The 14,044-nt window shown below is 60.7% G+C and carries 14 protein-coding genes; 4 read left to right on the top strand and 10 right to left on the bottom strand.

Translation table 11 applies throughout. The annotated features are described in order from the left end of the window. Window positions 1-2: 2 nt before the first annotated feature. Genes ACN0WV_RS00630 through ACN0WV_RS00620 form a run of 3 tightly spaced genes read left to right on the top strand, consistent with a single transcriptional unit; the run spans window position 3 to window position 4,505 of the window. The gene (locus tag ACN0WV_RS00630) at window positions 3-686 is read left to right on the top strand and encodes a P-loop NTPase family protein (RefSeq protein ID WP_084352551.1); all 684 of its coding nucleotides are present in this window, start codon (window positions 3-5) and stop codon (window positions 684-686) included. Between the two features lie 42 nt (window positions 687-728). Further along, window positions 729-2,903, top strand: a complete 2,175-nt coding sequence (locus ACN0WV_RS00625; RefSeq protein WP_084352553.1) for an RNA degradosome polyphosphate kinase — start codon at window positions 729-731, stop codon at window positions 2,901-2,903. 51 nt (window positions 2,904-2,954) lie between these two features. Then, window positions 2,955-4,505: a Ppx/GppA family phosphatase gene (locus tag ACN0WV_RS00620; protein WP_417602975.1), complete on the top strand. Its 1,551-nt coding sequence runs from the start codon at window positions 2,955-2,957 to the stop codon at window positions 4,503-4,505. A gap of 47 nt (window positions 4,506-4,552) precedes the next feature. Here ACN0WV_RS00620 and ACN0WV_RS00615 read toward each other — a convergent pair whose 3' ends face one another. From ACN0WV_RS00615 to scpA, 6 genes are all read right to left on the bottom strand, one after another. Beyond that, window positions 4,553-4,933, bottom strand: coding sequence for a hypothetical protein (locus tag ACN0WV_RS00615; protein WP_417602973.1), 381 nt, complete (start codon window positions 4,931-4,933; stop codon window positions 4,553-4,555). A 39-nt stretch (window positions 4,934-4,972) separates the two neighbouring features. Continuing rightward, the gene (locus ACN0WV_RS00610; protein ID WP_417602971.1) at window positions 4,973-5,995 is read right to left on the bottom strand and encodes an endonuclease/exonuclease/phosphatase family protein; all 1,023 of its coding nucleotides are present in this window, start codon (window positions 5,993-5,995) and stop codon (window positions 4,973-4,975) included. Further along, window positions 5,996-6,682 (bottom strand): molecular chaperone DjiA, encoded by a 687-nt coding sequence (locus tag ACN0WV_RS00605; RefSeq protein ID WP_084352561.1) that lies wholly within the window; start codon window positions 6,680-6,682, stop codon window positions 5,996-5,998. A gap of 91 nt (window positions 6,683-6,773) precedes the next feature. Further along, on the bottom strand, window positions 6,774-6,914 hold the full coding sequence (locus tag ACN0WV_RS00600) for a hypothetical protein (protein ID WP_417603810.1): 141 nt from the start codon (window positions 6,912-6,914) through the stop codon (window positions 6,774-6,776). Window positions 6,915-6,961: 47 nt separating this feature from the next. Next, window positions 6,962-7,564: a VOC family protein gene (locus ACN0WV_RS00595; RefSeq protein ID WP_417603809.1), complete on the bottom strand. Its 603-nt coding sequence runs from the start codon at window positions 7,562-7,564 to the stop codon at window positions 6,962-6,964. Window positions 7,565-7,673: 109 nt separating this feature from the next. Further along, a complete protein-coding gene (gene scpA, locus ACN0WV_RS00590) occupies window positions 7,674-9,812 on the bottom strand; it encodes a methylmalonyl-CoA mutase (RefSeq protein ID WP_417602968.1) in 2,139 nt (712 codons plus the stop codon). 148 nt (window positions 9,813-9,960) lie between these two features. Here scpA and ACN0WV_RS00585 point away from each other — a divergent pair, with 148 nt between their 5' ends. Further along, the gene (locus tag ACN0WV_RS00585) at window positions 9,961-10,455 is read left to right on the top strand and encodes a DUF4174 domain-containing protein (RefSeq protein ID WP_417602965.1); all 495 of its coding nucleotides are present in this window, start codon (window positions 9,961-9,963) and stop codon (window positions 10,453-10,455) included. Between the two features lie 203 nt (window positions 10,456-10,658). Here ACN0WV_RS00585 and ACN0WV_RS00580 read toward each other — a convergent pair whose 3' ends face one another. The 4 genes from ACN0WV_RS00580 to ACN0WV_RS00565 all read right to left on the bottom strand — a co-directional run bounded on the left by ACN0WV_RS00580 (window position 10,659) and on the right by ACN0WV_RS00565 (window position 13,968). Continuing rightward, entirely contained in the window at window positions 10,659-12,659 is a 2,001-nt protein-coding gene (locus ACN0WV_RS00580) for an acetyl-CoA carboxylase biotin carboxylase subunit (protein ID WP_084352569.1), read from the bottom strand. A gap of 192 nt (window positions 12,660-12,851) precedes the next feature. Then, window positions 12,852-13,061: a hypothetical protein gene (locus ACN0WV_RS00575; RefSeq protein WP_084352571.1), complete on the bottom strand. Its 210-nt coding sequence runs from the start codon at window positions 13,059-13,061 to the stop codon at window positions 12,852-12,854. A 328-nt stretch (window positions 13,062-13,389) separates the two neighbouring features. After that, window positions 13,390-13,749: a hypothetical protein gene (locus ACN0WV_RS00570; RefSeq protein ID WP_084352575.1), complete on the bottom strand. Its 360-nt coding sequence runs from the start codon at window positions 13,747-13,749 to the stop codon at window positions 13,390-13,392. 78 nt (window positions 13,750-13,827) lie between these two features. Next, the gene (locus tag ACN0WV_RS00565) at window positions 13,828-13,968 is read right to left on the bottom strand and encodes a hypothetical protein (RefSeq protein WP_179141450.1); all 141 of its coding nucleotides are present in this window, start codon (window positions 13,966-13,968) and stop codon (window positions 13,828-13,830) included. Window positions 13,969-14,044 lie beyond the last annotated feature (76 nt).

Genomic DNA, 14,044 nt, shown 5'->3' with positions numbered 1-14,044 from the left:
CCATGTCGCAGCAACTCAGGATCACCTTGCCGGTTCGTCAGGCGCTGGGACGCGGGGATTTCTACGTCGCAGAGGCAAATTCCGTGGCCGTCTCGCAGATCGAGTGCTGGCGCGACTGGCCGGGGCGCAAGTTGGTGCTGGCGGGACCCGAAGGCTCTGGCAAGACCCATCTGGCGCATGTCTGGGCCTCCGAGAGCGGCGCGCGCATTCTTGAGGCCGCAAGCCTGACCGTCGAGGATGTGCCCCACCTCGTCAGCGGGCCGCTTTGCATCGAGGATGTGCCGGCCGTCGCTGGCGATGATCGCGCCGAACGGGCCTTGTTGCATCTGCACAATCTTGCGCTGGCCGAGGGGCAGACCCTGCTTCTGACCGCGGACCGCCCGCCATCGAACTGGGGTCTGGCGCTGCCGGATCTTGCCAGCCGGATGAACGGCACGCCGATGGTGTCGCTTTCCGAACCCGATGATTTGCTGCTGGGGGCTGTGTTGCTGAAGATGTTTGCAGACCGTCAGATCGTGCCCGCGCCGGATGCGGTGACATACCTCGTGCGCCACATGCACCGATCCTTCGCGATGGCGGGACAGATCGTCGATGCGCTGGACGAAGCCGCCCTTGCCCAGCCGAAAGGCATCAACCGACCGCTCGCGATCAAAGTCCTTCAACAACTTGATACGTTAGGTGACTAAACACCAGATCAGCTCAACGAACCCGAGAGAGATTGCGAATAAATGACCCATGCTGATTTCCTGAAGTCCCCCTTCCCGCCACCGCAAGAGCTTCCGGATTTGGATCTGACCGGTCCTGGGCGTTACTTCAATCGCGAACTTAGCTGGCTTGGGTTCAATTGGCGCGTTCTGGAAGAATCAGAAAACTTGCGCACACCGCTTCTGGAACGGCTGCGCTTTCTGTCGATTTCCGCAGCCAATCTTGACGAATTTTATACCGTGCGCGTCGCGGGCCTGCGAGAGCTGGCGCAGACCGGCAATACCACGCCGGCTTCTGACGGTCTGACACCGGCCCAGCAGCTTATCCTGATCGACGAGGACGCCCGCAAGCTGATGGCGCGTCAGCAAGAAGTGCTCAAGACCCTGCATGCGGAATTGGAAGCCGAAGGCATTGTTGTGACGAGTCCCGAAGACCTGGACGCGCAGGACATGGAACATCTCGAAGAGGTGTTCCTGACGCAGGTTTTTCCGATCCTGTCACCGCTGGCCATCGACCCCGCGCACCCTTTCCCTTTCATCGCCAACACCGGCTATTGTCTGGCGCTGCAATTGGAACGCACCCGCGACAAGCGTCCCCTTCAGGCGCTTCTGCCGGTCCCACATCAGGTTGACCGGTTCATCACCCTGCCTGCGGATTCCGGCCGTCACCGGTTCCTGCTGCTCGAAGACCTCTTGCTGCTGTATGTCTATCAGTTGTTTCCCGGCTATCGCACAAAGGCGCATTTCGGCTTTCGGGTGTTGCGCGACAGCGATCTGGAAGTCGAGGAAGAAGCCGAAGACCTGGTTCGCGAATTCGAGGTGGCTCTGAAACGGCGGCGCCGCGGACAGGTGGTGCGCCTGACGATAAGTGCAGGTGCGGCCGCAGGTCTGAAATCTGTGGTCATGCGCGAATTGCACGTCACCGATGGCGAGTTGATAGAGCTTGACGGCATGGTCGGACTTGCCGACCTCAAGGAACTGGTTCTGGACGCGCGCCAGGATCTGCAATGGCCGGGCTTCAATCCCCGCGTGCCCGAACGTGTGCAGGACCATGACGGCGATATGTTCGCGGCGATCCGCCAGAAGGACATGCTGCTGCATCACCCCTATGAGACCTTCGACATGGTGGTGCGCTTTCTGGCACAGGCCGCGCGTGACCCGGATGTGCTGGCAATCAAACAGACACTGTACCGGACGTCACGCAACTCGCCCATCGTCGACGCACTGTGCGAAGCCGCCGAGGATGGCAAATCCGTCACCGCATTGATCGAGCTGAAAGCGCGGTTCGACGAAGCCGCGAACATTCGTCAGGCAAGGCGGCTGGAGCGCGCGGGCGCGCATGTGGTCTACGGGTTTCTCGACTGGAAGACCCATGCCAAGGTCTCGACCGTGGTGCGGCGCGAAAATGACAAGCTTGTGACCTACACGCATTACGGCACCGGCAACTACCACCCGATCACGGCAAAGATCTACACCGATCTCAGTTTCTTTACCTGCGACGCGGCCTTGGGGCGCGATGCAACCAAAGTGTTCAATTATCTTTCGGGCTATGCCTATCCCGAAGCGTTGGAAAATCTGCATATCTCGCCCCATCAGTTGAAGAACTTTCTGCTGGAACAGATCGAGGCAGAGGCCGCCCATGCAGAGGCCGGGCGTCCCGCCGACATCTGGGCAAAGGTCAATTCGCTGGTCGAACCCGAGGTGATCGACGCGCTGTATTCAGCCAGCCAACGCGGCGTGAAGATCACTCTTGTCGTGCGCGGCATCTGCGGGCTGCGTCCCGGTGTCAAAGGCCTGTCAGAGAATATCCGGGTGAAATCCATTGTCGGACGTTTCTTGGAACATTCGCGCATTGTCTGCTTTGGCAACGGTCGGGGACTGCCGTCGAAAAAGGCGCGTGTGTTCATGTCATCCGCCGATTGGATGGGGCGCAACCTCAACCGGCGGGTCGAAACGCTTGTGGAAATCAACAACCCTACCGTCAAGGCACAGATCGTCAGTCAGATCATGGCGGCCAACCTTGCCGATGTTGCGCAAAGCTGGGTGATGGGACCGGATGGCAAATTCAACCGCGATCCCGTCGAGGCAGGCACATTCGCCTTCAACTGCCACCGGTTTTTCATGGAAAACCCCTCGCTCTCCGGGCGGGGATCTGCCGGCGCGTCGGATGTGCCGCAACTTACCCATTCTGATGATTGACGCTGCATCCCGTGCTGTCGCACCAATCCCTGCATCACTTACGAGGTTCGCATGACGAAACTGGCCGCCACCGCATTGCAAGTCGGAGGGCCGTTCGCCCGGCCATTGTTTGACGACCCGGAATCGCGCGATCTGTCGCGCGTCGGGGTTTTGGATATCGGATCAAACTCTGTTCGCCTGGTGGTGTTTGACGGCGCGGCCCGCAGTCCCGCCTATTTCTACAACGAAAAGCTGATGTGCGCGCTTGGTGCAGGCATGTCCGAAACCGGACGTCTGAACCCCGAAGGCCGCAAACGCGCGCTGTCGGCGATCATCCGGTTTCAGACGCTTGCCAACGGGCTGGCGATGGCACCGATCAGCGCCGTGGCCACCGCCGCCGTGCGCGAGGCTGAGGACGGCGCGGATTTCTGTGCCGAGGTCGAGGCCGAAACCGGGCTCAAGATCTGCGTCATCGACGGTGAGGAAGAGGCACGCCTGTCCGCACAGGGTGTGTTGCTGGGCTGGCCCGGTTCTTACGGCCTTGTCTGCGACATTGGTGGATCGTCGATGGAACTGGCCGAGATCGCCCGTGGTCATGTCGGACGCCGGACCACCTCGCCGCTGGGACCGTTGAAGCTGCGTGACATTCCGGGCGGTGCCGAGGAACGGAAGGACTATATTCGCAAGACGATCAAGGCGGCGGCCAAGGTGATGGGGCCGCAGCATGACCGGCTGTTCCTTGTTGGCGGATCCTGGCGTGCCATCGCGCGGATCGACATGGACCGTTTGGGCTATCCTCTGCATGTGCTGCACGAATACCGCATGGACGCCCAGTCCATCGCGGAAACCCTGGCCTATATCGCGGCTTCCGATCTGGAAAAATTGCGCAGCCGCTGTTCGATCTCCAGCGCCCGGATGTCGCTGGTGCCCTATGCGGCCGAGGTGCTGGGCGAGTTGATCGGCATCATCGACCCCAAGGACATTGCCATTTCCAGCTACGGGATCCGCGAAGGGTTGCTGTATGAACAGATGCCGCAACGCCTGCGCGACCGTGACCCGTTGATCGAGGCATGCTATTTCGCCGAAGCCAAGGACGCCCGCCTGCCCGGTTTCGGCCGCCGTCTGTTTGCCTTCGTCGCCCCGCTTTTTCCCACCGCGAGCGAGGCACAGATTCGCATCGTCAAGGCCGCATGCCTGCTGAACGATGTCAGTTGGCGCGCGCATCCCGATTATCGGGCCGAAACCTGCTTTGACAACGCCACCCGCGCCAATCTGGGCGGGCTGAAACATGCCGAACGGATCTTTCTGGGCCTCGCGCTGCTGCATCGCTACCGCAACAAGCGCGAAGGCACCCGGTTCGAGGATCTTTACGACCTGATCGAACCCGAACAGCGGCAGGAAGCCGAAGTGCTTGGCAAGGCCATGCGCTTCGGGTCGATGTTGTGGATGTCGGACTTTTCCGCCACCGGCGCGGAGATGGAGCTGGATACGGATGCGGGCATATTGACGCTGCGCCTCTCCGGCACGGCGCTGTTGCTGTTTGGCGAGGTTGCCGAGGCGCGGTTCAAGTCGCTTGCCTCGTCACTTGGAGTAGATACGAAAGTTGTGGATACGGCGGCGTGACATGACGCACGGCTAACCAGTGAAGGGATCGTTTCCCGGTTTGGTCCTTACAGATCAATCTCGCCGTCTTTGGGTGGTGGACGATCCATCGGGGCGGCATCCGGCTTTCTGCGGATCAGAATGTCTCCGTTTGGCAGGATCTCGGGCGCGTCATAGACCGACCAGTCCTCGACCTCGGTCATCAGGTCGCGCAATGCAGGCCCCATGTTGCGCGCGAAGTTCTTCATCGCGGGCGATACGTCCTGCGCCAGTCCCTCCAGTTCTTTCAGGGTCGGTCCCATTTCCTCCATGATGCCGCGCATGAACAGGCGGGCCCCCCGCTCCATCAAACTCGGGGCCTCGTCGACTTCGGGTGCGGTCTCTTGCGCCGTGGCAACAGCAGGCGTCAGGCAAACCGACAGGATCAGGGCAATCGGGATCAGTTTCATACCCACGAATATAGGCGCATTCAGCGCAAAGGTAAGGGTCTAGATCTCGATATCCAGCGACACCGGGAAATGGTCGGATGCTGTCAACAATGCCTCGCGCAGCTCTGGCGTCTTGTAGCATCCCAGATCGTCGAACGGATGCCAGATGCGCCATTTGGGGCTGGCGGCACGCAAATCCTCTGAAATCATTATGTAATCCAGCAACGCCTGAAGATAGCGACCTTCATGCGACAGGAAAAACCGCGACGTTGTCGGCTGCGACCCGATCCGGCGCGCCAGCGCCTGTTTGGCATGCGGATCGAAAAGATGCGGCGCGTCAGCCCCCAGCAAGATCTCGACCGAGGATCGCCCGAACAGGTTTTCATATTCATCAAGCCCCGGTCCGTCATTCAGGTCGCCCAGAAGGATCAGGCTTTCACCGGCGATCAGATGCGCCTTGATCCGGCGGTGCAGCCAGATTGCCTGCGCCAATTGCTTGCGGCGATTGGCAATCGATACCCGCATGATCGCGTCCCGCCCCTTCGCCCCGTGCGGTGCCTTTGATTTCAGATGCGCCCCGATCAGCCGCAGTTCCTTGCCGGAGGCCGTTCTTGCCGCAATCTCCAGCGGAGGTTTGGAAAACGCGACCCTGTCTTCGGTCGCGTCAATGTCCAGATCAATGCGGAAATGGCCGTCAAAGCGCGGCACCTCACCGCCCACAGATCCGGGGGCGGGCTGGCCCATCGGATCATGGCGCGCCTCCAGCTTGTCGGGATCGTAAAGCAGCGCGATTTCCTGCTGCGTCTCATTGGCGAACCCGATAATGGCACGTCGTGCCCGCAACCCGAAGACCTTCGCAAAACCCTCCAGCGCCTTTGTTCCGTCACGGCGGGCATGGCTGTCCGGTGCCTCGATCACCATGATCGCGTCGGCATCCAGCGCGGTGAAAACAATCCCCAACGCTTCGGCCTGCTGCGCGCGGGTCACGTCATGGCGCGCTGACCAGTGGTCATCCACAAGCAACTGTCCGTCGCCGTCGAACAGCGCGTTGAACCATTCAACGTTATAGGTGGCGATGCGCATTCAGGCCTCTTGCCGCTGGGTCGAGATTTCTTCCCAAGCGCGATTGATATCGACCAGCCGTCGTTCCGACAGGCGCACGGCCTCGGCCGGCAGGCCCCGCGCGATCATCTTGTCGGGATGGCTTTCACGAACCTGCTTGCGCCAGACCTTGCGGATCTGGGTCAGGTCCATATCTGGCGTAACGCCCAGCACGCTGTAGGGATCAGGCTCGGCATCGGGCACAAACCGCGCACGCACGCCCCGGAACTCGGGCTGCGGCATCCTGAAAATCTCGGCCACGCGCGTCAGAAAATCATCCTCTTTGGGATGATAGCGCCCATCGGCCACGGCAATATAGAACAGGCCCTCCATCAGGTGGAACAGCATGGTGCGGTCCTCGCGGAACATCCGCGCGATTCGGGTGGCGTATTCCTCGAATCCTGCCACATCCTGCCGGGCCAGGTTGAACACCCGCGCCGCCCCTTCCTCATCAGCCGAGGCAATGTGAAAGACCTCGCGGAAGGCCCGAACCTCGGCGCGCGTCACTTGCCCGTCGGCCTTGGCCATCTTTGCAGACAGCGCGATCACCGCGATAGTGAAGGCGACGGAACGTTCCGGCGGCGTGCGCAGACGTTCGAACACGGCAGAGAGGCCCTCGCCCTTGGCAAGCGCCTGAATAGCCTGAGAGATGCGGGTCCAGATCGACATATTCGAAATGCTATACGCTGCAGCGCAGCTTGTCAGTGCGACATTCAGAGAATCTTCTGTATCGGCGGAAAATCCATCCACCGTCAGAGCGTTAACCCGGCCTCCGGCAACCCGGCGACATGCACGAAACACACGCTGCACGAAAGCCAGTGGCATTGGCTTTGGCGCAGCAGCCCTCCACCCAAAACGACCGCGCACCATCTTTTCGGGCGCGGGTTTTCAGCGCGGGCATCAACGCCCGACCTGCCCCAAAACCGCGCGCCGCAGGGTCCAGCACGATCATGCGAGGGTTCTGATTCCACCCGGTGTTTGAAACTCTGCAAGCAGCCCGGCAGTGCCGCGTTCAAACGCGATACGGGGGTCGTTCATATCAAGCCTTGTCACAAGCGCATCCGCCTCCGGATGAGACACCACCAGACGTTCAAGCGTGCAACCGCTGCCGGCAAGGGTGTCGCCCGGCGGCACCGGCACCTGCCACTCAAGCAGTGCCGGGAACATCCCGTCAAAGGGCAGTCGGCCATCTGTTGGCACGGCCATTCTCCAGCGCAGGTCACCACGCGCCAGATTGACCACATCGCCCGCTTCTGGCCATCGGGCAAGGGCCGCGTCCAGATCCGGCACCCGGCAGATCCAGTTGGTCAACCGTGCCGGGCCGTCGAACATATCCAGCCCGAACCACCTTGGACGTCCCGGTGCGGCGGCATCTGGATCAATAGAGATCGCTTCGAGATAGAGACCGCCCGCCAAGCCCAGCAGCCGGTTATGCGTGCCAAATGCCTCATGGCGGCCACCGGGCAGACTGGGCACGCCCAGCGAAGCCTCCAGATGCGTGGCCGCAAGCTCCAGCGTCGTGCCGCTTACCGCCAGATGATCCAAGCTCAGCATATGCTATCCCCCTGTGATCTGCGTTCCTGATGCCCGCAATGACACCACAGAGGCGCGCGACCGAAGGGCGCGCGCCGGTCGGATCGCGTCAGCGCTCCGAAACATGTTACTCTGTCATCCCGCGCGCCGCCCGGATCAGTCGCAGAATGTCCTGCGCGGCCGTTGGAATGTTGGTGCCGGGCCCGAATATCGCCTTGACCCCTGCATCCTTCAGGAACTTGTAATCCTGCTGCGGAATGACGCCGCCACAAATCACCAGAATGTCGCCCGCGCCCGCATCCTTCAGCGCCTGCACCAGTTGCGGTGCAAGCGTCTTGTGCCCGGCTGCCTGACTGGAAATCCCGATCACATGCACGTCATTGTCGACGGCATCCTGTGCGGCCTCTTGCGGAGTCTGGAACAGCGGGCCAACATCGACATCGAACCCGATATCGGCAAATGCCGTGGCGATGACCTTGGCACCTCGATCATGCCCGTCCTGCCCCATCTTGACCACCAGCATACGCGGGCGCCGCCCTTCATCCTCGGCGAATTTCTCGACCGATTTCTGAATCTCGGCAAAGCCTTCGTCGCCCTCGTAGGCAGCGCCATACACGCCCGCCAGCGTCTTTACTTCGGCACGGTGCCGACCGAAAACTTTTTCCATCGCCATGCTGATCTCTCCGACTGTTGCACGGGCGCGCGCCGCTTCGACCGCGCCTTCCAGAAGATTGCCGCCCTCTTTTGCGCGGCGTTCCAATTCGTCCAGAGCCGCCGTGCAGGCGGCCTCGTCCCGCGTGGCGCGCATCTTTTCCAGCGCCGCCACCTGATTTTCGCGCACCTTGACGTTGTCCACGTCCAGAATGTCGATCGGATCTTCCGTTTCCTTGCGGTACTTGTTGACGCCGACAACCACTTCGTCACCCCGGTCGATCATCGCCTGACGAACGGCTGCACTTTCCTCGATCCGCAGCTTCGGCATGCCCGATGCGACGGCCTTGGTCATGCCGCCCATTTCTTCGACCTCTTCGATCAGTTCCCATGCCTTTTCGGCAAGATCATGGGTCAGCTTCTCGACGTAATAGGATCCAGCCAGCGGATCGACGACGCGCGTCACCTGCGTTTCCTCTTGCAGGATCAGCTGTGTGTTGCGCGCAATCCGGGCGCTGAATTCCGTGGGCAGGGCAATCGCCTCGTCCAGCGCGTTGGTGTGCAGGCTTTGCGTGCCGCCCAGAACGGCGCTCATTGCCTCATATGCGGTGCGGATAACGTTGTTATAGGGGTCTTGTTCCTGAAGGCTGACGCCGCTGGTCTGGCAATGGGTCCGCAGCATCTTGGACCGCGGGTTTTGCGCGCCCAGTTCGGTCATGATGCGGTGCCACAGGAAACGCGCCGCGCGCAGCTTTGCCGCCTCCATGAAGAAATTCATCCCGATGGCGAAAAAGAACGACAGCCGCCCGGCGAACTTGTCCACATCCATGCCGCGTTCAATCGCCGCTTTCACATATTCGCGGCCGTCGGCCAGCGTGTAGGCCAGTTCCTGAACAAGGTTCGCGCCGGCCTCTTGCATGTGGTAGCCGGAAATCGAGATGGAGTTGAACTTCGGCATCTCGGCGCTGGTGTATTCGATGATATCCGCAATGATCCGCATCGAGGGTTCGGGCGGATACACATAGGTGTTGCGCACCATGAATTCCTTGAGGATGTCGTTCTGGATCGTGCCCGACAGCAGCGCGCGGTCATGGCCCTGCTCTTCGCCGGTGACGATGAAATTCGCCAGAATCGGGATCACCGCGCCGTTCATCGTCATGGACACGGAAACTTGATCCAGCGGAATGCCGTCGAACAGGATCTTCATGTCCTCGACGGAATCGATAGCCACACCGGCCTTGCCGACATCGCCCACGACACGCGGATGATCGCTGTCATAGCCGCGATGCGTCGCCAGGTCGAACGCGACCGAAACCCCCTGTTGTCCTGCCGCCAGCGCCTTGCGGTAGAAGCGGTTGGATTCCTCGGCTGTCGAGAACCCGGCATATTGCCGGATGGTCCAGGGACGGCCTGCATACATCGTGGCCTTCACGCCGCGCGTAAAAGGTTGCTCGCCGGGCATCGTGCCCAGATGCGGCAGCCCCTCGACATCCTCGGCGGAATAGACGGGATTCACGTCGATGCCTTCCAGCGTTTTCCACGTCAGATCGTCCAGTGGACGGCCGCGCAGTTCTTTCTCAGCGACCGAACGCCATTGCTCTTTCTTGGGTGTCATGGGCTTGTCCTCTTGCAATATGTCTGCCGGGATCCGCTATGCGGATCCCTGGCGAAGCGATTGGCGGAAAGTTTTTCGCGGCTTGCATGGGTTGCGACCTTCGCAATGGTGGCGCAAGGTCCTATATTCCTTAGTTACAGGAGTAAGTATGACCCTTTCCCGACAGCTCTTTTCCGCGATTTTCGCGACCGCTCTGGCGATCAGCCCCGCCATCACCGCCGCCGCGGAAGAGGTGGCGCAAGAGCTGTTGCTGAACCCGCCCGAGACCGAAGAATTGCCGCTGGTGCGCAGTGCCGAAGGAGTCGACCTGGCAGAGTATCTGTGGATCAAGCGGCCCATCATCGTCTTTGCCGACAGTTCCGCCGACCCCCGGTATGTCCAGCAGATGCAGTTCATCAATGAGCGGATCGACGATCTGGCGTTGCGCGATGTCGTGGTGCTGACCGACACCGATGCCTCCACCGCCAGCCCCGCGCGGCAAAAGCTGCGGCCGCGCGGCTTCATGCTTGCGATCCTCGGCAAGGATGGCGGCGTCAAGCTACGCAAACCGCTGCCGTGGAGTGTTCGGGAAATCACCCGCTCGATCGACAAGTTTCCGACGCGCCGGCAGGAAATCCGCGACCGGCACCCGGCCCGGCCGTGACAGAGGGCTCTTGCGGCCTGTAGCGCCGTCGCCTGACGGTGCCAATCGACGTTTTCAGATGTCGATTGGCACCGAAACACACGCGACAAAACAGGCGGCGGCCAAGATGTCAGGCCATCGCGCGCCGCGTCGGCACTGACGCTTGTAAACCACCCACATGCCTGCGGTGACGCGACTATCTGGCCCGGCCTGAACATGGCGGTTTATTCAAACTCCATGATGATGTCATCAACGGCAAGATTCTCGCCAGCGGCGGTGTTGATCTTGGTGACGATGGCCTTCTTCTCGGCGCGCAGGATGTTCTCCATCTTCATCGCTTCGACAGTGCAAAGCGACTGGCCCTCCTGCACTTCCTGTCCGACCTCGACATCGACCTTCACGATCAGGCCCGGCATCGGACAAAGCAACAGCTTTGACGTGTCCGGCGGCATTTTCACCGGCATCAATCGCGCAAGTTCGGCCTGGCGCGGTGTCCGCACATGAACCTTCAGATCGGCACCCCGGCTGCGGATGCGGAACCCGCCCGAGATCTTGCCGACCTTCAGCACCAGCGGCGTATCATCCACCGACATGCGCGCCAGCGCATCACCCGGCGTCCACTTGCCCGAAACCCGCAGCGCATCGCCATTGTCGAACGTCACCGTGGCACCCTTCGGATCGGCAGAGACGACGACATCGTAATCGACATCCTGCAACGCGACATTCCACTTTTCCCCGACATGGCGTTCGTGGTTGTCCAACCGGCCCGATACCCGCGCGCGCCGGATCTCGGCCACCCGATTCATCGCCGCCGCAGCCGCAGCGATACGCTGTAAATCGGCTTCGGGCAGGGTCACGCCCTCGAACCCTTCGGGGTATTCCTCTTCGATGAAGGCCGTGGTCATATCGCCGCTGGTGAATTTCGGATGGTCCATCACCGCCGACAGGAACGGCAGGTTGTGCCCGATCCCCTCGACCTCGAAACTGTCCAGCGCGACGCGCATTTCTTCAATGGCCTGCTCGCGCGTGGGTGCCCATGTACACAGTTTGGCAATCATCGGATCGTAATACATCGAGATTTCGCCGCCCTCGAAAACGCCCGTGTCATTGCGCACGGCAGAGTAGGCATCGGCATGCTCTTCGGGTGGACGATAGCGGGTCAGTCGCCCGATTGACGGCAGAAACCCGCGATACGGGTCTTCGGCATAAAGCCTGTTTTCGATGGCCCAGCCGTTGATCTTGAGGTCATCCTGAACAAAGGACAGTTTCTCGCCCGCCGCGACACGGATCATCTGCTCCACCAGATCAACGCCGGTGATCAGTTCGGTCACCGGATGTTCCACCTGCAAGCGGGTGTTCATTTCAAGAAAGTAGAAATTCCGCTCGCCATCGACGATGAATTCCACGGTGCCCGCACTGGCATAATCCACGGCCTGCGCCAGCGCCACGGCCTGATCGCCCATTGCCTTGCGGGTGGCCTCGTCCAGGAACGGGCTAGGTGCCTCTTCGACGACTTTCTGGTTGCGGCGCTGGATCGAGCATTCCCGTTCATGCAGATAGACCGCATTGCCATGCGTGTCCGCCAACACCTGAATTTCAATGTGGCGCGGCTGGGTCACGAATTTCTCGATGAAGATACGGTCATCGCCAAAGCTGTTGGCGGCCTCGTTCTTCGAGGACTGAAACCCTTCGCGGGCCTCGTCATCATTCCAGGCGATCCGCATGCCCTTGCCGCCGCCACCGGCGCTGGCCTTGATCATCACCGGATAGCCGACCTGATTGGAGATTTTCACCGCATCTTCGGCATCCTCGATCAAGCCCATATAGCCGGGCACCGTCGAAACGCCCGCCTCCTGCGCCAGCTTTTTCGAGGTGATCTTGTCACCCATCGCCTTGATGGCCCCCACCGGCGGCCCAATAAAGGCCACGCCTTCAGCCTCCAGCGCCTCTGCGAATTTGGGGTTTTCGGACAGGAAACCATAGCCGGGATGCACGGCTTCGGCACCGGTCTGGCGGATCGCGTCCATGACCTTTTCAATCACGATATAGGATTGGTTGGCCGGAGCAGGCCCGATATGAACCGCCTCATCCGCCATCTTGACGTGCAGCGCGTTGCGATCCGCATCCGAATAGATCGCCACCGTCTTGATGCCCATCTTGCGGGCAGTCTTGATGACTCGGCAGGCAATCTCGCCACGGTTGGCGATCAGGATCTTCTTGAACATCTCCGGTCCCTTCACTGTAGTGTAGCGCAGGCCTGACCTGCGGTATCGGCATGAAAAAGGCCGCCCGTGCAATTGACTGCACGAACGGCCTTGGAATTATTTCTCTCTATCGCGCGCTGCGCTGTCAGCCGCGCCTTCGCAACACCCTGTGGTGCGGGTGTTCCGATGAACGCCGCACGGGCAGCATACCGATCAGCAGCGGTTCGGGTAGGTTCGGCAATAGGCGACGTTTGCCGCAGCCCCCACAGCCGCGCCGGTAAGCGGATCGCCATCCGTGACGACAGCACCCGCAGCCCCCGCGCCACCACCGATGATCGCCTGTTCACCAAGCGTGTCGCCACAGGCCGAAAGACCGATGATACCGGCCCCCAAAACGACCCATTTGATTGTGTTCGCGAACATGTCCTGTCTCCTTCACCTTTGTTCCGGAGGATAACACAGGAGCGCGCCAGCTTGTTCCAACACAAAGCCGATAATGACCCCGCATAGGCAAAACCTTGCCAATGCAAAGGTTTAAACTCATCATCACCCAAACAAAAAACGGGCGGCAGGCCTTGGGGAAGACCTCGCCGCCCGATAGGGGAAGGGTAACGGTGATCGGGTTGCATCGAAATGCCGCCCTCTCGCAATACGAGGACACTGCGCCGAAGAACCGCCATCGCCAAGCAGGTTTCTTCAAAACCGCTCAGGTCAGCGCAAAGCCGCCTATTCCACCCTAAGGTGAGCGGATTCATGCCCACTCGCCTTCGTCAAATGCTTGCGGAAAGGATGCGCGGGCAACGGCTTCGTCGATGACCAGAAGCGCCTCATAGTCTGTGGGATCGAAGTCATCCCCTACTGGTTTGACCTCGCGACCTAAAAGCCACCCCAAACGTCCCGCGTCCAGGTTGCCCCGTTCGAACGGCTCGGTGCCGAAATGCTCCCACAAAGCCGCCAGAAATGCCTCGTCGGCGCGGCGGTCCGGCGCACGGCGATCAGCATAGCGTTCGCGGCGCACTAGTGGCGACGCTCCCTTAGAATTTGCACGACGGACAGTAAACTGGAAATCTGAACCGGGAAGACGCCCCGGAAAGCCGCGATGCTTCAGCATGCCCACCCCTCCGTCATCGCAGAGGCGCGGTATGTGGGCTGGGGCGAGGCGGGCCTGATGGCCCGCTTCGCCAAGCGATTACTTGTATTTACCGGTGTAGGTCGGCTCTGTCGAAATGGGTTCCGGATCGACGACGACATATTCTTCCTGCGCAGGTGCGCAGGCCGAGATTGCGGCGACGAAGCCAAACATTGCGACGAGTTTGATGCTCTTGGACATCTGATTCTCCTGCCAATTTCAATGAATGCGGCAGAATCCTTTGATCCTACACGCCCTCGTTTGTGTATAACGGCTG

The organism is Primorskyibacter flagellatus (genome assembly GCF_048268605.1).
Taxonomy (GTDB): domain Bacteria; phylum Pseudomonadota; class Alphaproteobacteria; order Rhodobacterales; family Rhodobacteraceae; genus Primorskyibacter; species Primorskyibacter flagellatus.
Note: the sequence above shows the minus strand (reverse complement) of the source record. Positions and strands in the feature narration are given on the sequence as shown.

What these genes read in the sequence shown, in the direction of transcription:
- ACN0WV_RS00610 (WP_417602971.1), bottom strand. Translation starts at nt 5,995, where the DNA reads ATGCGCATCGCCACCTATAACGTTGAATGGTTCAACGCGCTGTTCGAC.
- ACN0WV_RS00625 (WP_084352553.1), top strand. Translation starts at nt 729, where the DNA reads ATGACCCATGCTGATTTCCTGAAGTCCCCCTTCCCGCCACCGCAAGAG.
- ACN0WV_RS00600 (WP_417603810.1), bottom strand. Translation starts at nt 6,914, where the DNA reads ATGCCCGCGCTGAAAACCCGCGCCCGAAAAGATGGTGCGCGGTCGTTT.
- ACN0WV_RS00620 (WP_417602975.1), top strand. Translation starts at nt 2,955, where the DNA reads ATGACGAAACTGGCCGCCACCGCATTGCAAGTCGGAGGGCCGTTCGCC.
- ACN0WV_RS00570 (WP_084352575.1), bottom strand. Translation starts at nt 13,749, where the DNA reads ATGCTGAAGCATCGCGGCTTTCCGGGGCGTCTTCCCGGTTCAGATTTC.
- ACN0WV_RS00580 (WP_084352569.1), bottom strand. Translation starts at nt 12,659, where the DNA reads ATGTTCAAGAAGATCCTGATCGCCAACCGTGGCGAGATTGCCTGCCGA.
- ACN0WV_RS00565 (WP_179141450.1), bottom strand. Translation starts at nt 13,968, where the DNA reads ATGTCCAAGAGCATCAAACTCGTCGCAATGTTTGGCTTCGTCGCCGCA.
- ACN0WV_RS00630 (WP_084352551.1), top strand. Translation starts at nt 3, where the DNA reads ATGTCGCAGCAACTCAGGATCACCTTGCCGGTTCGTCAGGCGCTGGGA.
- ACN0WV_RS00575 (WP_084352571.1), bottom strand. Translation starts at nt 13,061, where the DNA reads ATGTTCGCGAACACAATCAAATGGGTCGTTTTGGGGGCCGGTATCATC.
- ACN0WV_RS00605 (WP_084352561.1), bottom strand. Translation starts at nt 6,682, where the DNA reads ATGTCGATCTGGACCCGCATCTCTCAGGCTATTCAGGCGCTTGCCAAG.
- ACN0WV_RS00585 (WP_417602965.1), top strand. Translation starts at nt 9,961, where the DNA reads ATGACCCTTTCCCGACAGCTCTTTTCCGCGATTTTCGCGACCGCTCTG.
- scpA (WP_417602968.1), bottom strand. Translation starts at nt 9,812, where the DNA reads ATGACACCCAAGAAAGAGCAATGGCGTTCGGTCGCTGAGAAAGAACTG.
- ACN0WV_RS00615 (WP_417602973.1), bottom strand. Translation starts at nt 4,933, where the DNA reads ATGAAACTGATCCCGATTGCCCTGATCCTGTCGGTTTGCCTGACGCCT.